Genomic DNA, 21,051 nt, shown 5'->3' on the forward strand with positions numbered 1-21,051 from the left:
GAGCATATGGAAAAAGCAGTCTGCTCAAAAAGCGACTGCTTTTTCTTATATATAAGGATGGTGGATGAGTTGTCGATGGTGGAAAAACCAATGATGATTTTCCTGCACGGTGGAGGCGTAAGCAGCTGGATGTGGCAGGAGCATATGGAAATATTCAAGGAAACGTATGAATGCTATACCCCTGATTTTATTGGTCACGGGACAAGAGCAAATGAAACGTCGTTTTCCATGCGAGAAAGTGCTTTTGAAATCATTTCATGGATAAAGGAGCATGCACATGGCCGTACAGTCATTCTAATTGGCTTCTCTCTAGGTGCACAGGTAGCCGTTGATGTGTTATCGAGAGAGCCAGACATCGCAGACATCGCCATCATCAATAGCGCCCTTGTGTTGCCATTACCATGGCTCTATTTGATGGTAAGGCCCATTTTACCTCTTACATATCCGTTATTAAAGAAAGATTGGTTCATCCAGCTGCAAGCAGAAAAGATGGGACTTCCAAACGATGTACTGGATCATTATGCAGCGGATTCCAAACAATTGCAGAAGAAGACGCTGCTTACGATGTTTCAAGAAAACCTTCATTACAAGCTCCCTGACACGTTTCAACAAGCGAAGGCACGGATTCTTGTGACAGTGGGAGAAAAGGAAAAGGGCATTATGACTAGGTCAGCAGAAAAAATCACGAATGCACACCCGAATGCAGCGGGGGTCATCGTTCCTGACATTGGACATACGTTTACTTTTGAAAAGAAAGAACTTTTTGTCGACATGATCAAAAGCTTTATAGAAGAGCGTGCGTTACCAGCGGAATTAAAGGAAATAAGGAAGCTAGGCCATTTAGAAAGTGAAGATGAGCATAAAAGGGGTAAGCATGTATAAGACATTGTATGATATAGGTATAAAACGCTTACAGATGAGTTGGTGTATGGATGGAAGCTCGTAAGTGAGCCATGAAGGAGGAAGCATGAGTAAAAACTATATCATATTTGGTGCGAGTCAAGGATTAGGGGATGCCTTTGTAAAAGGTCTTCCTTCAAGTGGAGATACAGTATGGATTGTGTCACGAAGTGAACCAAGCAGTTTGAATATAGATGACGGAGTGCGTAGAATCTGGCTGAAGATCGATTTATCAAGCCAAACCCATATCCCTTTTATGCTCGAAGCATTGAAGGGTCAGACAATTGATATACTCATTTATAACGTCGGTTTATGGGAGAAACGCGGCTTTGAAGATGATTATTCTTTCGATCATGATCAACCGGAGGATATCGCTCATTTAATCAATGTGAACGTTACCTCAACGATTACCTACATTCAAGCTCTGCTTCCGCACGTAAGGACATCTGAGAATGGAAAGATCATCGTCATTGGTTCTACTGCGGGACTTGACCATACGAATTTATCTCAGGTTTCTTTTGTTGCTTCTAAATTTGGGCTTCGTGGTATTGTGAACGCACTAAGAGAGCACGTAAGGAAAGATAAAATATCCGTTACCTGTATCAATCCAGGAGAGCTGGCGGCAGAAGTTCCGTACGAAGATGGCGCTGAAAAAGCCATTGCTCTGTATGATGAAACGAGAATACCTGTACAAGATATTGTCGAGCTGGCGAGATGTGTTATTCATCTATCCAGGGTGTCCTGTGTCAAAGAAATCAATGTCCCGGCAATGACAGATGTGAATGCGTAAAATAAAGGAGACCACCCGCTTCAGAAAAGACGGGTGGTTTTTTTATTTTACGATGAATGCTGTTGAAGTGTTTCGTATACAGCTTCCGTCAAAATCTCAATACCGGTAAAAATGGCAGAGCGGTCAAATGTCATATAAGGGTGGTGTAGCCCTGGTTTTAAATCACAGCCTAAACCGAGCATCGTCGATTTAATATGCGGAACCTTTGCTGCATAAAAATGAAAGTCCTCTCCGCCTGTCGTTACGATCGGTGGATCGAGCTGTTCTTTGCCTAGCACTTGCTCTATGGCATGTGACATGATCTCCACAGCTTCTTCATTTAATGTCGCAGCTGGAAGACGATGATCAGTTGAAAGTGTGATAGAGGCGCCAAAAGCATCCGCTACAGAATGGCATGCTCTTTCAATTTCCTTTTCTAATTCATCCATCACTTCGTTTGTCTGTGCCCGAACGTCGAGTGTAAAAGAGGCCTTGCCAGGTATGATGTTTGAGCTGCCGCCGCCTGCATTTAAATTGGTCATTTTCACAGAATGGGCGACTCGTGGATCGACATGGATATGTGCCAGTCTCTGCACAAGCGTAGATGCAACTTCAATGACGTTGACCCCAAGATGCGGGCGTGCACCGTGTGCTTCCTCCCCTAGAATGGTCCCGACGTAATGATTACTTGATCCGTGCAAAATGGCAGGAGCGCATCGTCCGTTTAAGGTTTCTTGAATTGGGCGCACATGCACCCCGTATAAATAATCGACATCTGCTAACACACCTTTTTCGATCATCTTTAAAGCGCCGCCGCCTCTTTCTTCGGCAGGCTGAAAAATGAATCGGATCGTGCCACTTGGGAGTTCTTTTTCTTTCAATGCCATGAATGTCCCAAGTGCCATCGTCATATGTGCATCGTGTCCGCATGAATGGTTGGCTTGGAAAACGCCATCTACTTCCTGCCAGAGGGCGTCAATATCGGCTCTCACAGCAACCACTGGTGCGCCTTCCCCAATTTCACCGATTACCCCTGTACAGTCTTCAAATGTTCTCGTTTTACAGCCTGCTTTCTTTAATAGATCTTCAATATAAGCCGTCGTATTTGTCTCTTCCCAGCTGATTTCTGGATGGGCGTGCAGATGTTCAAAGATGTCTGTCACGGTTTGTTTCATCTCGTTTGTCAAAGTTGTCATGAGAAGCCTCCTTGCTGACAGATAATCTGCCAAAACATTCTTTTAGTGAAATAATATTGATCTTAAATATCATCAGTGTTTATAATATAACACATCATTTGATTATTCAGAAAATTAAGTGAAATTCCGATCGGGACAAAGGGGTTTTGACAGATGAAAACAGCGACAGTATCAGCACCTAAGAAACAAAAAAGAAAACTTCAGATGCCGGATGCGTATGTACTCTTATTTATGATTGCTTTAATTTGTACGATCGCAACGTATTTTGTACCAGCCGGTGAATTTGATCGGAAAACGTCAGGAGAGATCACAACAGCTGTTCCTGGCAGTTATCACCGTATTGATCAATCACCAGTTAGTCCGGTTGGTTTTTTTACAGCGATTCAAGAAGGGATGGTTGGTTCATCCTCTATTATTTTTCTGATTCTTTTTACTGGCGGAACCATTGCGATTCTGGAAAAGACAGGTGCCATTAACGGGATGATTCACAATGTCATCAGCCGGTTCCAAACGAAACAGCTATTGTTTATTTGTATTGTTGGCGGATTGTTTTCTGTACTTGGGACGACCGGAATTGTGGTGAACTCGGTCATTGGCTTTATTCCTATTGGAATCATTGTGGCACGTTCTTTAAAGTGGGATGCAGTGGCGGGAGCGGCGGTTATTTACATCGGCTGTTATGCAGGTTTTAACGCAACCATTTTGTCTCCATCTCCTTTAGGTTTATCACAAACGATTGCAGAATTGCCGATTTTTTCTGGTATTGGGCTGCGTGTCATCATTTATCTTTGTTTTCTCCTATCTAGTATTGTGTACATCTATTTATATACAAAACGCTTGAAAAATAAAGAAAAGGGAAGCCTGCTTGGTGACGAGTGGTTTCCAGCTAAAGGGCTAGGAGGAGCTGATGCGGAATCTGTGGACAAGCCTGAATTCACCGGCAGACATAAGCTGATTTTAGCGGTGTGTGGTTTGTCGCTTGGGGGTTTTTTGTATGGTGCGCTTCAGCTTGGCTGGACCGATAAGGAAATGGCTGGTGTGTTTATTTTCATGGCCATTGCTGCTGGACTGCTTGGGGGATTAGCTGCCAATGATATTGCAAAAACGTTTATTGTCGGCTGTCAAAGCCTTGTATACGGCGCACTCATTGTTGGCATGGCACGCTGCATTTCAGTCATTTTGGAAAACGGCAAGCTGCTTGATACTGTGGTGAATGGGCTTGCGAGTATGCTGACAGGGTTTAGTCCAATCGCTGGTGCGATCGGCATGTATATCGCCAGTGCGCTCCTTCACTTTTTGATTTCATCAGGATCAGGAGAAGCGGTTGTCTTTATACCGATTCTTGCGCCGCTTGCTGATTTAATGGGTATCACGAGACAAGTAGCGGTAGAAGCAGTGATGCTCGGTGAAGGGGTGGTCAACTGCGTGAATCCGACTTCAGGTGTGTTGATGGCTGTCTTGGCTGCAAGTGGGATTCCATACGTGAAATGGCTGCGTTTTATGGTGCCGCTTGCGCTCATTTGGTTCGTCATCGGCCTTGTCTTTATTTGTATCGGTGTCATGATCAATTGGGGACCTTATTAAATAAGAGAGAAGCCACCAAAGAGTGTTTGGTGGCTTTTTTCTTATGAGAACATGTATGGGAACAGCGGTTTAAAACCACAATATGAGTGTTCACAAAATGGCTACATTATTTTTTTGAGCAATCCCCTTGCAAAAGTTTGTGAAGTGTTGCACAATAAGAATGTGAAATACTTCACATAAGAAAAACAACCTAGTTTTACTCAGGAGGATGAGATAAATGACAAACGAAAAAGTAAACAAAGTAGCACTTATTGGAGCAGGTTTTGTCGGCAGCAGTTATGCCTTTACATTAATAAATCAAGCAATCACAGATGAATTGGTAGTCATCGATTTGAATCAAGATAAAGCAATGGGTGACGTCATGGATTTAAACCACGGGAAAGCATTCGCCCCGCATCCTGTGAATACTTGGTATGGAGATTATGAGGATTGTCAGGATGCTGACATTGTATGTATCTGCGCTGGTGCAAACCAAAAGCCAGGTGAAACGAGACTTGATCTTGTTGAGAAAAATTTAAATATATTTAAAGGCATTGTAGACAATGTGATGAAAAGCGGATTCGATGGTATTTTCTTAGTTGCTACGAACCCAGTTGATATTTTGACATATGCGACTTGGAAATTCAGCGGACTGCCAAAAGAACGAGTGATTGGTAGTGGAACAACGCTTGATACGGCAAGATTCAGATACATGCTTAGTGAGTACTTTGAAGCAGCGGCGCACAATGTGCATGCGTACATCATTGGAGAGCATGGAGATACAGAGCTTGCTGTTTGGAGCCATGCGAATATCGGAAGTGTACCGATCACAGAATTAATGAAGAGAAATGACCAATACAAACAAGAAGATTTAGACGACATCATGGAGAATGTCCGTCATGCTGCTTACCAAATCATTGAGAAAAAAGGAGCGACTTATTACGGCGTAGCGATGAGTTTAGCCCGTATTACTAGAGCCATTTTACACAATGAAAACAGTATTTTGACTGTCAGCACTTATTTAGATGGGGAATACGGAGCAGAAGATGTCTACATTGGTGTACCTGCCCTCGTGAACCGAAATGGTGCAACAGAAGTGATGGAGCTCGCACTGAACGACACAGAAAAAGAAAAATTCGCACATAGTGTGAATGTGTTAAAAGAAATTTTAGCTCCTCATTTTTAATCAATCAAAGGCAACCTATCTGAGCAGAAAAGGATGAATCACTATGTGGCAGCAAATATATGATCCGTTTGGTAATGAGTTCGTCAGTGCATTGGTGGCCATGCTTCCAATCTTGTTTTTCCTACTTGCATTGACTGTATTTAAGTTAAAAGGGGTATTAGCCGCTTGTTTTACCTTGATCGTCAGTTTTGTAACAGCTGTTTTCTTCTTTCATATGCCAATTGAAAAAGCATTATCTGCTGTGGTGCTCGGTGTATCTAATGGGCTGTGGCCGATTGGATATATCGTCATCATGGCCGTGTGGCTCTATAAAATTGCTGTGAAGTCTGGAAAGTTTGATGTCATTCGTTCTAGTATTGCAGGAATTTCTCAAGATCAACGGTTACAGCTCTTATTAATTGGTTTTAGTTTTAACGCATTTTTAGAGGGAGCCGCTGGATTCGGTGTACCGATTGCGATTAGTGCCGCTCTTTTAACAGAGCTTGGGTTTAAACCACTAAAAGCCGCCATGCTCTGCTTGATTGCAAATGCTGCGTCTGGCGCTTTTGGTGCAGTAGGTATCCCAGTTATTACTGGAGCACAAATGGGGAATATGACGCCGCTTGAGCTGTCTCAAACCCTTGTGTACACCATTCCGTTTATTTCTTTCTGTATCCCATTTCTGCTGATTCTCATTGTAGACGGCTTTAAGGGAATCAAAGAAACACTACCAGCCTTGCTTGTTGTGAGTGGAAGCTATGCGATTCTGCAGGCTGTTACAATGGTCACGATGGGTCCTGAGCTTGCCAATATTATTTCAGCTTTAGCGAGTATGGGAATTTTGGCTTTATTTCTTCGAAAATGGCAGCCGAAACATATTTATCGTGAAGAAGGGGCACCAGCCATTGAGAAAAAACAAACGTATAGCGGGGTTGAGGTGCTGAAGGCTTGGTCTCCGTTTTATATTTTAACTGCCGTCATTACTGTATGGAGCCTACCAGCTTTTAAAGCATTATTTGCTGAGGGAGGCCCGCTTAATTGGACAACCATTTTAGTGAAAATGCCGTTTCTGCATCAGCAAATTGTGAAATTACCGCCAATTGCTCAAACAGAAACACCGATTGATGCGATTTTTAAAATTGATGTTATTAGTGCAACAGGTACCGCCATTCTAATTGCAGTGATGCTGACAGGATTGTTCAGCAGACATATTACATTAAAAGAAGGGTCTGCCTGCTTGAATGCAGCGGTCAAAGAGCTTTGGGTTCCTGTTCTTACGATTTGTTTTGTCATGGGCTTTGCCAACTTGGCGAACTTTGCAGGCCTAAGTTCTGCTATCGGACTAGCGCTTGCTAAAACAGGCGATTTATTCCCGCTTGTCAGCCCAGTGCTTGGCTGGATCGGCGTGTTTATTACGGGATCTGTTGTGAGTAACAATGCCTTATTCGGTAACCTTCAAGCAGTCACCGCTTCTCAAATCGGCTCTCAGGCAGGTTTGTTAATCGGGGCAAATACGACCGGTGGTGTGATGGCGAAATTAATTTCTCCACAATCCATTGCCATTGCAACAGCAGCTGTTGGAGAAACAGGTAAAGAATCTGAGCTCTTCCAAAAAACAGTGAAGTACAGCTTCATTTTGCTCGGCATCGTATGTATATGGACATTCATTCTTGCTCAATTTATATAGTGATTGAAAAATGGAAGACTGAGAGATTTCTCAGTCTTTTTTTATGTAGATTCTCGTGTGACAAGCCGAGTAGGTAGCTGAATATGTTCACGTTGTAATGGTTTTTGATCTTGCAACAGCTGAATCATTTGTTTGACAGACTGCTGGCCAAGCTCGACGATGGGGATGTCGATGGTCGTGATCGTTGGAGCTGTCACTTCGCAAATGTCTTGATTGTCATAACCGATCACCGCTACATCTTTAGGAATGTGATATCCATATGAAATGGCTTGTTTAATGAGGCCTGCTGCCACTTGATCATTGCCGGTGAAAATCGCATCCGGCGCATCCGGCATCCGGTGGATTAAGTCCATTAAACGAAATCCGTCTTCAATGGTAAAAGCCTCGCCGAACAGCCAATCTTCTTTAAGCGGCAAACCGTGATCAGAAAGCGCATCAAGATAGCCTTGCTTTCTTTGTTTTTGCGCTTCACTGCTTTCTGTATCAAAGCAAAATCCAATGGATGTACGCCCTGATTGAATCAAGTAGTCAACCGCTTTATAGGCAGCTTCCCGCTCATCATATCCGATAATCGGAATGTCTGCTGTTTGATGAAATTCATTTGCCATGACGATCGGGCCGTTTGCTAAAAATGGCTCGATTGTTTCCCACTTATTTTCTAACGCCCCCAATATGACACCATCTACTTCTTTTCTTTTTAATAATTGAAGCCCTTCAAGTTCTACTGATTCTTGATAAAACGTCTGAAGCACGATGGCTTTATACCCTTGATCCAGTGCTTCCTTTGAAATGCCTTTAATCAATTGTGCAAAAAAAGGATGGTCCACAGCTGGAACAGACACAGCAATGGTTTTTGTCTGATGTGACCGAAGGGTGCGGGCTGCTGAGCTTGGTGTATACTCCATTTCCTTCATCACCTGTAAAATGTGCTGGCGCTTTTCTTCGGATACATATGGATGGTTGTTCAGCACCCGAGAAACAGTGGTCGTTGAAACCCCGCAGCGTTTGGCAATTTCATAAATTGTACACATATTAACAAATCCTTTACACAAAGTTATTGTTCTGAAATCGATAACATCATTTACAATGTGAAACAAGTTAAATATTAACAAATGGAATTGATTAATTGGAGGGAATGGAATGCAAATATTGACGAAGATATCAGGTAAAAGCAAGGATTATCTACCGTTGCTGGATATGATCAATCAAGGTGTTCAAGTAAAGGCTGATTCAGTTGAAAAGAATCTAGCGAATGATAAGCTTGCTGCGTTCCTTGAGCAAGATATTGCGCGTACGGGTTTGGAAAAAATTCTCTTCCATTATAAACAAAATAAGGAAAAAAAGATACCGTTCCTGCCGGTCGATAAACTGATTTCAGAGGATGAGATCGATGATATTATGCAGGTGCTGAAAAAAGTATTAAGTTCAGGCCGTTTTACATCAGGCCCTTATATTCCAAAGTTTGAAAAGACGCTCGCAGCGTACTTAGGGAAAAAATATGTCATTGCCACATCAAGTGGAACAGATGCCTTGATGATCAGTTTAATATCAGCAGGCGTCCATCCTGGAGATGAGGTCATCCTACCTGCCAACAGCTTTGCTGCAACAGAAAATGCAGTGCTTGCGATTGGTGCGGTTCCAGTCTATGCCGATATTGATCCAGACACCTACTGCCTAGCGCCGAATGAAATAGAAAAGCATATCACAGATAAGACAGTATGTATTCTCCCGGTTCATTTGTATGGAAAGCAAGCGGATATGAAGGCCATTTCGACGATTGCGAAACGGCATGGTCTATCGATCATTGAGGATGGCTGTCAGGCGATTGGCAGCAGCGGGCTTGGGGCATTTGGGGATGGGCTTGTTCTCAGCTTTAATCCTTACAAAAACCTTGGAGTTTGCGGAAAGGCAGGAGCCATCGCGACAAATGATGAAGCCTTAGCCGAAAAATGCATGGAAATCAGCTATCACGGTTTTGAACCAGGAAAGAAAAACGTGAAGCGCAGTGACTATGGCTTTAATTCCAAGATTGATAACTTACAGGCCGCAATCGGGCTAGAACGAATGAAATATTTAGGTTTACAAAACTTTAAACGCTTTTACTTGGCAAAGAGATACATAGATCAGCTGCAAACGCTGGAAGACGAAGGCTACATAAAGCTTCCGAAGCTGACAGACGATCATGTATGGCATCTATTCCCGATCAGAGTGGTGAAGGGAAGCCGAGATGAGCTGGCAGAGAAATTACTGGAAATGGGCATAGAAACAGACGTCTATTACCCAATCTTATCGCATCAGCATCAAACGAATCTTGTTTCTCAAAAGTATAAACAAACGGCACTACCACATACGGAAAAAGCCGTACAGCAATTACTCCATTTGCCGCTTTACCCAGGTATGCCGCTGCAAGATCAGGAGAAAGTCATCGAGGGGGTCCATCATGTTATCAAATCTTCCATTCAATAAAAAGCTTGTGCATCAACCGCAACATCCGCAGTGGATCGTCTTCTGTGATTTCGATGAGACCTATTATTCTCACGGAATGACCGAGGAGCAGAGAGAGGATGTAAAACGGCTGGAAGCTTTTGTGGCAGAAAAGAGCGAAGCCGGACAGCTCATGCTGGGCTGGGTGACGGGAAGCAGCCTCGATTCTGTTACGAGCAAAATGGAGAAAGGCGGTTTCTATCAATTCCCGCATTTCATTGCGTCGAATTTAGGAACTGAAATTGTGTATACATCAGATGGGAAATTTGGACAGCCGGATGCAGAATGGATGAAACGGCTTGATGCACAGGGCTTTTCGGACGAAAAAATTGAAGATATTCTGCAAGCCGTACGTGAAAAGGGGATCACCCTTAGGCCGCAAACGCAGCTAGGCAGCTCTGGGTATAAAAAGAATTTCTATTATCAGGAGCAGGATGAACGAACAGACCTTCATCATCTATCGTTCATCCAAACACTTGCGAAGGAGCGGGGTGTGGCGGTGAACATCAACAAATGCAACCCGCTTGCGGGAGACCCGGCGGATTGCTATGACGTTGATTTTTTACCAGTTGGAACAGGAAAGGATGAAATCGTTCGGTTTATGCTGAATCAATATAACCTGTCAAAAGATAAGGGTTTTGCTTTTGGTGATAGTGGGAATGATCTGCGGATGCTTCAATCCGTCACGCACGGCTTTCTTGTCCAAAATGCAACAGCCGAAGCCAAACGGCACCATCATCAAATTTGTCATCATGGGTATGCAAAAGGAATCTATGAAACATTGAAAACAGTGATGTATAAACATGAGGAGGCACATTCATGAAGAAAATTGGAATTGTTGGAGCAGGGAATATTGCAAAAGCACATGCTAGAGCATTATCAACGATCAAAGGTGCAGAATTATCTGGGGTCTATGATTTGCACGAATCCGTCGCACAAGGATTTATTAAACAGTACGGCGGACGGGTGTATGCCAGTATCGAAACACTAGCGGATGCATCAGATGGATTGATCATTGCTTCCCCTAACTTCTGTCACAAGGACCATGCCCTTCAGGCACTTAGAGCGGGACAGCCGATTTTATGTGAAAAACCGATGGCTGTATCGTTAAAAGAAGCGAAGGAAATGGTGGAGACAGCCAAACAGTTCCAGGTTCAAGCCAGTATGGGTTTTAACTATCGCTATTTATCCTTTGTGAATATTTTGAAGAACTTGATTGCCAATGGTGAATTAGGACGCGTTTTGACAGTACGGACACATTTTAAGAAAAATAGTGCCCTTAGAAGAAAGACATTTTCGTGGAGAGACAGCGGCGAAAGTCTGCGTACAAGTGGTGCATTAGGAGATTTAGGGATTCATTTGATTGATATGCTGTGGTACTTATTTGGCAGTGAAATGAAAAAAGAATCCCTTAATACGAAGATGCTGACACATGTAAAGGAAAAGGAAGAGAAAAAGGTACAGGTCGATGACCATACCGAAATTTTTGGGCAAATGGAGAATCAAGTGTTCTTTCATTTGGTGACGTCCAAAAGTACGCAGCCCGAGGAATGTGGATTTAGTGTAGAAGTGGTGGGGCATGACAAGGTTTTCAAATACCATACAAACATGAAAAACGAATATGAGATCAGTGATGGCTTGTGTGTAGAGCGTCATCAAATGCCGCAAACATTGCTGACAGATCCGCCGAATGAATTTTATGGATGGTCTGATACATTCCGTGATCAGCTGATGCATTGGGTGAATACAGATCCTTATCCATCTCATATGAAGGTAGCTGATTTTGAAGATGGTTATCGCGCGCAGGCTGCGCTGAATACATGCTTCGAGAGGGAAGAGGCTGTCGTCTCTGCCCGCGCATATTAATGGAGAGGGGAGCGGAGGATATCATGACTCCGCTCCTTTTTAGAGGAAGTGAAAAGATGAAAAAGGTGTTTTATTTTGGCTGTATCTTTTATTTTTTTATTGGGACCATTCATGTGTTTTTTGGCAGTTTAACGCCTTATTTGCTGTCTAGTTATGATAAGGGTCCTGGGGAATTATCTTCTTTAATCTTCTTTCAGTTTATTGGCTTTTTGACAGGCGTTCTTTTGTCGCCCATTCTTGTGAGGAAAAAAGGCTACGGCACTGTTCTGACGATGGGATTGCTGCTGATGATCGGAGCGCTTCTTCTTGGCCTTTTGGTGCCGGGCTGGACGATTCTTGTGGTGGCAGGTTTTTTCCTTGGGAGCGGTGCAGGCAGTCTTGAGACGACGGCCGGGGCGTATGTCATTTCAATGGCAAACAGTGCAAAGCGAATCAGCATCATGGAGGTCTTTTTTGGATTAGGTGCATTATTATTTCCTCTATTGATTCTGTTGACTGTGACAGAGGAAACGTGGCATTATGTGTTTTTATTTCAAGTCGGTGCACTGACTTTTTTCCTTATGCTGTGGCTTACTTTTATGAATAAACTCCCTCAAGGACAGATGGCAGCTCCTTCTCAAGACATGAAGAAACCATCTTTGCTGTTTGATCGAGGGAATCGAATGATTGTCGTGCTTATGATCTGTTTTGCGTTTTTCTACGCAGGAATTGAAACGAACTTTGCGAATTTTTTACCGTCGATCATGCTGGAAAAAGGGGGAGATAACTGGGGTCTTTTTGCGGTCTCTACTTTTTGGACAGCGATCGTCATTGGCAGAACTGTCATTGCGAGAAAAGCCGATCAGCTGCATCCGCTGCGTTTTTTAAAACTAAGTGCAGCACTTATGATTGTGCTGCTCGCCGTATTTGCTCTAGCCACCCACATCGCTGCGCAGCTGATTCTTATCTTTTTCATCGGTCTGTGCGCAGCTGGCATGTTCCCCATTGCCTTGACGGCTTCTGCATTAATGATTGAAAATGCCATCGACGAGGCAACGAGTTATTTTATTGCCGCCGCTAGTTTAGGTGGAGCCTGTTTGTCCTTTTTGATTGGGTTTAGCCTTGAGTGGGCAGGTGCGGCAAGCGCCGTCTTTGTTTTCGCCTTTTTAGCTGTTCTCCTTTTTGCGGCTGCCATTCAAATGAATCGATCTCGGAAAAAAGAAACCATACCCACACAGCCGCCGGCGATGAAAGCAGATCGATAAGCAGCTGATCTGGTGGCTCCTCCTTTTGTATAGCTTATCTTCAGAAAAGGTGACGAAGGACTTGTACTAAAACAACGAAAGCGTGAATAACATGTACAAGTCAGCATCAAAAGGAGGACGTCTATGTGGCGGTGTTTTTTGGTTATATCTTTTTAGGGTTGTCACTTTCAGCGCCTGTTGGGCCAGTCAATGCAGCCCAAATCGACAGAGGGATTAAAAGTGGATTTTGGCACGCTTGGATTTTTGGTGTGGGGGCTATGGCTGCGGATATTGTCTATATGATCCTCATCTATTTTGGTGTCGCCCAGCTTTTGACTGCACCTCTTGTGAAAACCTTTTTGTGGCTGTTCGGCTTTTTCGTTCTGACCTATACCGGTATTGAAAGCCTTCGTAAAATCAATTTGCATGAAAGCCCAAAGAAGGACGGAGGAAACACGTCGATCGGGCATTCGTTCATGACGGGATTTTTCATTTCCCTTTCCAATCCGCTTAGTATATTATTTTGGCTTGGGATCTATGGCAGTATTTTAGCCAATACGATTGAAAAGTACGGGGCATCTCAAATGCTGATGTACAGCATTGCTATTTTCATCGGCATGCTCTTATGGGATTTCTGTATGGCGCTGCTCGCCAGTACGTTTAGACGATATTTAAATGAACGGATTTTGCACGGCTTATCCGTTCTGGCAGGTCTCTCTTTACTCGGCTTCGGTGCTTACTTTGGATATCAAGGGATCATGGCGCTCATTGGATAGAATGGTTGATAAGAAAAAGGGCTAAAATCTAAATCATTTTAGCCCTTTTTCATATTTGACAATAATAGGACACTCTTCAATAATGATGGAAGATACATAAAATTGAAGGAGTTTTTGCCATGCGTATGTTCCTGCCAGCATTCAACTATGTGTGTATGCTGATTTTGTCTGTGATCACAGCGACATTCGTTTATACCATGTTGTTTGCCCCACCTGAATCCAGATTCAGTTATGTGGAGGTCACCAGTCTTTTTATTTTGATCGCTTATGTCCTATTTGCTGCACCTATCCAAATGGTTTTACACCGTCATCCTGAGAAGTTTCGGCGCCGTGATTTATTGGTTTATTTTATCGGGGCGTGGGTGGTTTGTTCGGCGCTTGCTTTATGGATTGATTATGGTGTTGTCGTCTTTATTAGCTACAAAGTTTATCTATTTAGCTTTTGCGCGGCCTTTATTTATTGGCTGCTTGATTCAGTCTTTTTAAAGAAGAAGAATCAATCATAAAGGTTTTTCCCGTTTTTTCTCCTGAAAATGAACGTGTATGACCTTCGAGAATCCGCTTGATACAAAAGCAAGAGCCGTCATTAGAAGGACCCAGTATAGATTGCTAAGGTCAAATCCAGTATAAACGAAGATGAAAATCATCGAGATCACAGACGTTAATATGAGGACAGGCCATATCCGTTTAAATAGCAGATAACCAACAAATCCCCAAAGGAAAGCCATCACTGGTAGTGTAAATAAGATCAGATACATCGGATGGAGAAAAAGAAGACGCATGTCATTCACCCATTTCTTTTATGATGACCGACTCTATTAGATAGAGGCGGCTAAATGATGATATGCAGAAGCATACTCATACATGATTAGATAAATGGAAGTGAATTCCTGCTTCATCCGGCAAATCAACCACCCTGTGAATGTCCAGTGAAAGTCGTTGAAGGACAGTCACCACAGCTTTTTCCTCCTCATAGGCTATGGAGAAGACGCTAAAACGAGGTGGAAGAAAATGGCCCAGCTGTATGCAAAAAGTTGCCTTGATCAAAATCTACGATCACTAGATGAATGGAAGCAGGATGCTTTCACACAGTTTGGAGAAATGGTCGGGGATGAGGCAGATACATTTCCGTGTGTACCAGGCAGACAAGGATTTTTTCTCGATCATTTGCGTTATGGATTTGTCGGTGATCCGCGGGGAGAAGAGGCCGTGAATGAATTAGCAGAGCTTTTAAGGGAATACCAAAGCTGCTCTAGGGAAACCGGTCAATATGCTTCGTTCATTTGCTTTTTTGAAACACCACAGGATATGAAGGAGTACTCGCTCGAAGAGTATGAGGAACAGTTTTGGTCGGTTGTTCAGCAATTACATCAAAAGGATGAAATGAAATGGCCAGAGGAAATTCCATCAGATCCTGAAAATCATGAATGGGAGTTTTGTTTTCATGGGGAGCCTTATTTTATTTTATGCGCGACACCAGCGCATAAGCTAAGAAAAAGCCGTCATTTTCCTTATGTGATGTGGGCCTTTCAACCAAGGTGGGTGTTTGAAAAGATGAACGGTTCCACCACATTTGGTCAAAAAATGAGTAAACTCGTTCGGAAGAGGCTGAAGGCGTATGATCAAGTTGATGTACATCCAGCATTAAAATGGTATGGGGATCAGAAAAATTTAGAATGGAAACAATATTTTCTCTCAGATGATGAGGCGGAGAAACCAGCCTCCGCCAAATGTCCATTTACTGCTTTAAAAAACATGATGAAATTATGATGCGGCCTGATCCTGTTTCCACTTTTTTCTCATAAAGAGTACCATGATGCCAATTACAGCAATGATTCCAAGGCTAATAAAAAAGCCAGGTCGTCCGCTTGCCTCTGTCAGAGTGCCTGAAACAGCTGCACCAATTAAGATCAGGGCAAGAACCATTTCGCACGTTTGGCGAGTGGATGGCTTTGACAGCTTTTTGCTTGAAAGCAGAATAAACACCCATGTGTACAAAAGAGTTAAACCGGCTGCTGTTGTGAGATGCTCGTAAATGTGTTTGGACAAAAAGAGTGCCAGCAAAATCGAGACAATCAACCCTGCAGCAGTTAAAAGAATTGAAGACCATCTGACATGAGATGGTTCTTTTTGTTTAAAACAAGCAGGTGCATCCTGATGCTCCGACATCGTGCCAAGCAGTGTCGTGACTGCATAGAGGGAGGCAACCAATGTGGAAAACCCGGCAATAATGAAAATGCCATTAAAGATATGAAGAAAAATGGATAAATGAAATGGTTCCAGTGATGTAATAAATGGACTGCTATTCTCGTTAAAGGCTGTCACTGGCACAAGCAAAAGCGCAAGTCCGATGGAGACGATATAAATGACAGCAAGAATGATCAGCATCACACGTCCAGATTTTGCGGCGTCCTTCGGGTCTTTTAAATGAACCGCCATCAGCCCCATGACTTCAATCCCCCCGAAAGCATAAAACGCATAAATCAGTCCATTCCATAGACCGAGTGGGCCGAGCGGCATCCATTCATGGTCTTTATTTGGCAGGTGGAGGGTGGGCCTATGCTCTGTGAGAATGCCGCATAAAACAAGAACCGCAAGGACGACAAACAATAGGATCGCCCCGGTTTTCAGCACGGCAAGGACATTTTCCGTCTTTTGAAAAGAAGAAAGCCCAATGATAATCACAAGCAGGGCAAGAGCGGAATAAATCGCTGAAAATACCCAAAGTGGAATGGATGGAAACCAGTGACGAGTAAAAAGAGAAATCGCCGTCAGCTGACTCCCTGTGATGAGCATTTCTGAAAACCAATACACCCAGCCATTACTAAATCCCGCCCAGCGCCCATAGGCTTTTCGGGCATAGGAACAAAATGATCCTTTATCTGGGTTTTCGGCTGTCATCGCAGCCAGGTGTTTAAAGACGAGATATGTGCCGACTGCCGCAAGCAAAAATGAAATGCAGACGGAATAACCGGACTTTGTAATGGCGATGCTGGAACCAAGGAAGAAACCAGTGCCGATTGTACAGCCGACTCCGATAAGAGAAAGCTGCCACCAAGATAAAGATTGTTCTTCTTTCAATGCATGTGCAACACCTTTCTGATTCAATAGCATTAGCTTGTGACCGCCTCTTTTTTTTATACATGATCAAGAGGACGTTTTGGGCATACTGTCAACATGGAAAGGAGTGCATGTGATGAACGGAGAATACGTGATTTTACCAAAGGATGGGCTTGGTTTTCGGTTAGGAAAAGGACAATGTATGCGAGTGGTTGATGTCGAAGGGCAGCAAGTAGCAGATGTGATGGCTTATCATGAAAAGGATTTTTATGAAAAATTTGATCAAGGCGCTACAATGGACAGCCTGTTCTCTTCCAAGGTGAAAAAGGGAGATCAGCTTTATTCTAATTTATATAAACCAATGTTTACGGTCATCGAAGATACAGTCGAATGTCATGATTTATATATGCCTGCGTGCCGGCAAGAAATGTATCAGCTCTTATACGGCAGGACGCACCTAGAGGTCATGCATACATGCTACGATAATCTCAGAACGGCTTTTGAGCCATTCGGGATTCCAAAGGAGGATATGTATTATCCTTTTAATGCGTTTATGAATACAGTCATTGATGAGAAAGGAAAACTGTCTGTCGAGCTACCAAAATCGCTCCCTGGTGATTACATTCGTCTGCGTGCAGAAATGGATCTCATCGTCGCGGTGTCTGCATGTCCTGCCGACATTGGAAAATGCAATGGCTCAAGCTGTACATCCATTCGGGTGGAGATTGATTGAAAAGGAAAGACCAGTCAAAGAGACTTGGTCTATTTCGTTTGTGAATGTTTGATCATTTATGAAAAAGGGGAACGTCTAAAAAATATCTTTTTTCAAAACATGATATAATAAAGTGGCTAAAATCGTAGGTAAATCAATTGAAATGGAAGTAAAACCTGTTCTCTTCATGTAGAGGATGCTTAGGAGGAAAAGTGTATGAGTTTGCAGAAAAAAATCAGCCAAGAGTTGCATGTGCAGCCCTCAATTGACCCAAAGCAGGAGATCGAAAAACGGGTTGGATTTCTAAAGGCTTACTTGAAAAAGACCGGTGCAAAAGGATTCGTTCTCGGTATTAGCGGCGGACAGGATTCAACGCTTGCCGGCCGTCTCGCTCAGCTCGCTGTAAGTGAGCTTCGTCAAGAAGGAAAAGAGGATGCTGTCTTTATTGCAGTCCGTCTTCCGCATGGCACGCAGCAAGATGAAGACGATGCGCAGCTGGCTCTATCATTTATTCAGCCGGACAAGTCTTGGAAATATGATATCGCGCCTGCCGTGACGGCATTCAGTGAACAATACCAAAAGGAAACAGGCGGTGCGCTGTCTGATTTTAATAAAGGGAACGTCAAAGCACGCATGAGAATGATCGCACAGTATGCCGTCGGTGGACAGGAAGGCTTACTTGTCATTGGAACGGATCATGCAGCTGAAGCTGTGACGGGCTTTTTCACGAAGTATGGGGATGGCGGTGCAGATGTCCTTCCGCTCACAGGTTTAACGAAACGCCAAGGACGGTTGTTGCTTGAGACCCTTCAGGCGCCGGAGCGATTATACTTAAAGAAACCGACAGCCGATCTGCTGGATGATAAGCCTCAGCAAACGGATGAAACAGAACTTGGTATTACGTACAATGAAATTGATGATTACTTAGAAGGAAAACCAGTTTCAGATCAAGCAGCAGAAGCGATTGAAAAACGCTATGTTCAATCAGAACATAAACGTCAAGTACCAGCTTCTATGTTTGATGACTGGTGGAAATAAAATAAGTGACCTCTCCAGAAGATGGAGGGGTCTTTTTATGTCAAATTTCAGCTGGATTTGACAGAATGAATCGAAAATGGTTCATTAATTAGTAGAACGATCTACATAAGTCTGTTTGACTAAATAAAGGATGAATTGAAGAATAAGTGGTGAAATAATTAGTTCGATTCACTTAATTTCTCATCAAAAGACAGTATTTTCAGAAAAAATGATTGACGATAAAAACGAATGCGCTTACAATGAAAACACATTCCAAAAAGTGAAATTGAATTCCACTAGACGGAATTAAAGGAGTCGTTCATCTCCAAATAAGAGGCTAAAGGAATGATTCACACGATGAAAAATCGAAGTGCACTGGAAATATACAAAGAAGGAGGCGCTTGGTGGGAGACTGAGATTAGTCATATTCAAAAAAATTCAATTGAACTTCGGGGCTATCCAATTGAAGAGCTTATTGGTCAATTATCGTATCCACAAATGCTTTATTTACTGCTTGTTGGTGAATTACTAGATGATTCGAAGGCAGCTCTTTTTGAAAGTGTTCTGGTCGCAGGTGCGGATCATGGGCCAAGGGCACCGTCTATTGCAGCGGCAAGAATGGCGGTTACATGCGGCATTTCGTTTAATTCCTCTGTTGCAACAGGGGTGAATCTATTAGGTGATATTCATGGCGGAGCCGGAGAAAAGGCGATGCGTATGTTATACGAAGCCAAAGCGGTTTATGATGCACAAAAAGATATGAAGTCTGCTGCAAAGCAAGTATGTCAGACGTGGTTAGCTCGCAAGGAAAAAATTCCAGGAATCGGTCATCAGCTGCATGATGATGATCCGAGAGTGAGACGGCTGTATGAGCTGAGTCAAACATATGTGCAACAAGGTGATATCAGCGGAACGTACTTACGGTTAGCTGAGGCGATTAGACATGAACTAGAACAATTAAAAGGGAAAAAAATCACGATGAACATAGATGGTGTATCTGCTGCGATCCAATGTGAATTAAACATTCCAGCTGAAGCGGCAAAAGGCATCTTTTCCTTATCCAGAGGAATGGGCATCGTGGCGCATGCATATGAAGAGCTGACAAAAGGTGCCCTAGTGAAAGGCCCTTGTCCGAATGAAGAAAGACTGGTTCGTTATGCGGGGGTCGGGACGCGTCACTTGAAGGAGGGTGAGAAAATTTGAGTGAATTGAAAGCGTTGTCATATATAAACGGCGAATGGCTGGATGCAAACCATGTCAAAGAAGACATTATCAATCCATACACTGGGGAAATGATCGGTACATCCTATCTTGCCTCCTCAGAAGATATAGAACAAGCGCTTTCTATTGCGCAGCAAGCTAAAAAACAAATAGCGGCAATATCAGCATTAGAACGTTCAACGCTTCTAACAAAGGCAGCCGCCTTATTGGAAGAACAAAAAGAGCATTTTGCAAAACTCATTTCTTTAGAATTAGGCAAACCGCTTAAAAATACAAGAGATGAAGTCTCACGATCAATTGAAACGCTGGCGCAGTCAGCCGAAGAAGCCAATCGACTAATCGGTGAGACCATTCCTGGCAATGTATCTTCCCGTGGACAGAGAGCAATGGCGATGACATTTAAAGTGCCGGTTGGGGTTGTGCTGGCGATTACGCCTTTTAATGCGCCTCTCAACTTAATTTGTCACAAAATCGGTCCAGCTTTTGCGGCAGGGAATGCGATTATTTTAAAACCAGCACCGCAAACATCAGCTGTTGCCACAGCGTTTGTTAAGCTCCTGCTTGAAGCAGGGTTTCCTGAAAAGAGCCTGCAGCTTGTGATTGGAGGAGTAGACGCCGGCAGACAGTTAGTCACTGATGAAAGAACCAATCTTGTTTCTTTTACTGGTGGTGCGGTGGGCGGAGAACATATTTCAAACTCGGCTGGATTAAAAAAGGTACTGCTGGAACTCGGAGGAAATGGAGCGACGATTGTTCATCATGATGCAGATATCGAGCAAGCCGCATCTCTTTGCGCTAAAACGGGCTTTAGCAACTCTGGTCAAAGCTGTATTTCTGTTCAAAGAATTTATGTTCACAAGCAAATTTTGTCGACATTTACTGAGACACTTAAACAAAAAGTAGAACAGCTCGTCGTTGGAGATCCGCTGTCTAGTGAAAGTGATATCGGCTGTATGGTTGATGTACAAGCAGCAAAACGTGTGGAGGCATGGATACAAGAGGCAGAGAAAATGGGTGCCGAGCTTCTATCTGGAGGACAACGAAATGGCGCAAGCATCACACCGGCTATTTTGCTAAACCCTCCAAAACAAGCCAAGGTTGTCTGTGAAGAAGTGTTCGGTCCAGTTGTCAGTGTCCTTCCATACGAGGAACTGGATGAGGCAATCAAAGAAGCAAACGATAGTCGATACGGTCTGCAGGCAGGCGTCTTTACGAATCAACTGGATATTGCGTTACACGCAGCAAAAGAGCTTGAAACTGGCGGCGTTGTCATCAATGGGACATCGAATTTTAGGCTGGATCATTGGCCATATGGCGGAATTAAACGAAGCGGTATTGGAAGGGAAGGCCCGCGTTTCGCCATCGAGGAGATGACCGAAACCAAAATGGTTGTGCTGCCAAATGGGCTATAA

The 21,051-nt window shown here is 43.4% G+C and carries 20 protein-coding genes; 16 read left to right on the plus strand and 4 right to left on the minus strand.

Annotated features, from left to right (window positions below; translation table 11 throughout):
* The first annotated feature begins 6 nt into the window (after positions 1-6).
* The gene (locus NST15_RS01715) at positions 7-882 is read left to right on the plus strand and encodes an alpha/beta hydrolase (RefSeq protein ID WP_336297185.1); all 876 of its coding nucleotides are present in this window, start codon (positions 7-9) and stop codon (positions 880-882) included.
* 85 nt (positions 883-967) lie between these two features.
* Positions 968-1,690: an SDR family oxidoreductase gene (locus NST15_RS01720; protein WP_255233572.1), complete on the plus strand. Its 723-nt coding sequence runs from the start codon at positions 968-970 to the stop codon at positions 1,688-1,690.
* A gap of 47 nt (positions 1,691-1,737) precedes the next feature.
* Here NST15_RS01720 and NST15_RS01725 read toward each other — a convergent pair whose 3' ends face one another.
* Positions 1,738-2,865, minus strand: a complete 1,128-nt coding sequence (locus NST15_RS01725) for a M20 peptidase aminoacylase family protein (protein ID WP_008342120.1) — start codon at positions 2,863-2,865, stop codon at positions 1,738-1,740.
* Positions 2,866-3,018: 153 nt separating this feature from the next.
* On the opposite strand from NST15_RS01725, the gene NST15_RS01730 reads away from it, so the two are divergent.
* From NST15_RS01730 to NST15_RS01740, 3 genes are all read left to right on the plus strand, one after another.
* Positions 3,019-4,449: a YfcC family protein gene (locus NST15_RS01730; protein ID WP_168948444.1), complete on the plus strand. Its 1,431-nt coding sequence runs from the start codon at positions 3,019-3,021 to the stop codon at positions 4,447-4,449.
* 217 nt (positions 4,450-4,666) lie between these two features.
* Entirely contained in the window at positions 4,667-5,614 is a 948-nt protein-coding gene (locus NST15_RS01735) for an L-lactate dehydrogenase (RefSeq protein ID WP_007498309.1), read from the plus strand.
* A gap of 43 nt (positions 5,615-5,657) precedes the next feature.
* A complete protein-coding gene (locus NST15_RS01740) occupies positions 5,658-7,280 on the plus strand; it encodes an L-lactate permease (protein WP_056703048.1) in 1,623 nt (540 codons plus the stop codon).
* Between the two features lie 41 nt (positions 7,281-7,321).
* Here NST15_RS01740 and NST15_RS01745 read toward each other — a convergent pair whose 3' ends face one another.
* Positions 7,322-8,311: a LacI family DNA-binding transcriptional regulator gene (locus NST15_RS01745; protein WP_017366563.1), complete on the minus strand. Its 990-nt coding sequence runs from the start codon at positions 8,309-8,311 to the stop codon at positions 7,322-7,324.
* A 109-nt stretch (positions 8,312-8,420) separates the two neighbouring features.
* Between NST15_RS01745 and NST15_RS01750 the strand changes: the two genes are divergently transcribed.
* The 6 genes from NST15_RS01750 (at position 8,421) to NST15_RS01775 (ending at position 14,135) form a co-directional block, all read left to right on the plus strand.
* Positions 8,421-9,746, plus strand: a complete 1,326-nt coding sequence (locus NST15_RS01750; protein WP_251186006.1) for a DegT/DnrJ/EryC1/StrS family aminotransferase — start codon at positions 8,421-8,423, stop codon at positions 9,744-9,746.
* Complete coding sequence (locus NST15_RS01755; protein ID WP_024718989.1) at positions 9,721-10,587, plus strand: HAD-IIB family hydrolase; 867 nt, start codon at positions 9,721-9,723, stop codon at positions 10,585-10,587. Before NST15_RS01750 ends, NST15_RS01755 begins: the two co-directional genes overlap by 26 nt.
* Entirely contained in the window at positions 10,584-11,630 is a 1,047-nt protein-coding gene (locus NST15_RS01760) for a Gfo/Idh/MocA family oxidoreductase (protein ID WP_342498781.1), read from the plus strand. The genes NST15_RS01755 and NST15_RS01760 overlap by 4 nt, the downstream gene beginning before the upstream one ends.
* A 56-nt stretch (positions 11,631-11,686) precedes the next feature.
* Positions 11,687-12,874: an MFS transporter gene (locus NST15_RS01765; RefSeq protein WP_108611512.1), complete on the plus strand. Its 1,188-nt coding sequence runs from the start codon at positions 11,687-11,689 to the stop codon at positions 12,872-12,874.
* Between the two features lie 125 nt (positions 12,875-12,999).
* The gene (locus tag NST15_RS01770) at positions 13,000-13,629 is read left to right on the plus strand and encodes a LysE family translocator (protein WP_008342111.1); all 630 of its coding nucleotides are present in this window, start codon (positions 13,000-13,002) and stop codon (positions 13,627-13,629) included.
* A gap of 119 nt (positions 13,630-13,748) precedes the next feature.
* Positions 13,749-14,135 carry a UPF0715 family protein gene (locus NST15_RS01775; protein WP_050826910.1) on the plus strand — a complete coding sequence of 129 codons (387 nt, stop codon included), beginning with the start codon at positions 13,749-13,751 and terminating at the stop codon, positions 14,133-14,135.
* On the opposite strand, the gene NST15_RS01780 is transcribed toward NST15_RS01775, so the two are convergent.
* On the minus strand, positions 14,130-14,411 hold the full coding sequence (locus NST15_RS01780) for a DUF2651 family protein (protein WP_008342109.1): 282 nt from the start codon (positions 14,409-14,411) through the stop codon (positions 14,130-14,132). The two genes, NST15_RS01775 and NST15_RS01780, sit on opposite strands and share 6 nt — an antisense overlap.
* A gap of 229 nt (positions 14,412-14,640) precedes the next feature.
* On the opposite strand from NST15_RS01780, the gene NST15_RS01785 reads away from it, so the two are divergent.
* On the plus strand, positions 14,641-15,399 hold the full coding sequence (locus NST15_RS01785; protein ID WP_008342108.1) for a YqcI/YcgG family protein: 759 nt from the start codon (positions 14,641-14,643) through the stop codon (positions 15,397-15,399).
* On the opposite strand, the gene NST15_RS01790 is transcribed toward NST15_RS01785, so the two are convergent.
* Positions 15,394-16,743, minus strand: coding sequence for an amino acid permease (locus NST15_RS01790; RefSeq protein WP_007498290.1), 1,350 nt, complete (start codon positions 16,741-16,743; stop codon positions 15,394-15,396). The genes NST15_RS01785 and NST15_RS01790 overlap by 6 nt on opposite strands.
* Before the next feature lie 82 nt (positions 16,744-16,825).
* Between NST15_RS01790 and NST15_RS01795 the strand changes: the two genes are divergently transcribed.
* The 4 genes from NST15_RS01795 (at position 16,826) to NST15_RS01810 (ending at position 21,051) form a co-directional block, all read left to right on the plus strand.
* Positions 16,826-17,422, plus strand: a complete 597-nt coding sequence (locus tag NST15_RS01795; protein WP_041508297.1) for an urea carboxylase-associated family protein — start codon at positions 16,826-16,828, stop codon at positions 17,420-17,422.
* Positions 17,423-17,617: 195 nt separating this feature from the next.
* Complete coding sequence (nadE, locus tag NST15_RS01800; protein WP_007498287.1) at positions 17,618-18,439, plus strand: ammonia-dependent NAD(+) synthetase; 822 nt, start codon at positions 17,618-17,620, stop codon at positions 18,437-18,439.
* Positions 18,440-18,763: 324 nt separating this feature from the next.
* Positions 18,764-19,621 carry a citryl-CoA lyase gene (locus NST15_RS01805; protein ID WP_272511972.1) on the plus strand — a complete coding sequence of 286 codons (858 nt, stop codon included), beginning with the start codon at positions 18,764-18,766 and terminating at the stop codon, positions 19,619-19,621.
* Positions 19,618-21,051, plus strand: coding sequence for an aldehyde dehydrogenase family protein (locus NST15_RS01810; RefSeq protein WP_050826916.1), 1,434 nt, complete (start codon positions 19,618-19,620; stop codon positions 21,049-21,051). The genes NST15_RS01805 and NST15_RS01810 overlap by 4 nt, the downstream gene beginning before the upstream one ends.

Origin of the sequence: Bacillus sp. FSL R5-0820, assembly GCF_038593385.1 — a bacterium.
Lineage (GTDB): Bacteria > Bacillota > Bacilli > Bacillales > Bacillaceae > Bacillus > Bacillus altitudinis.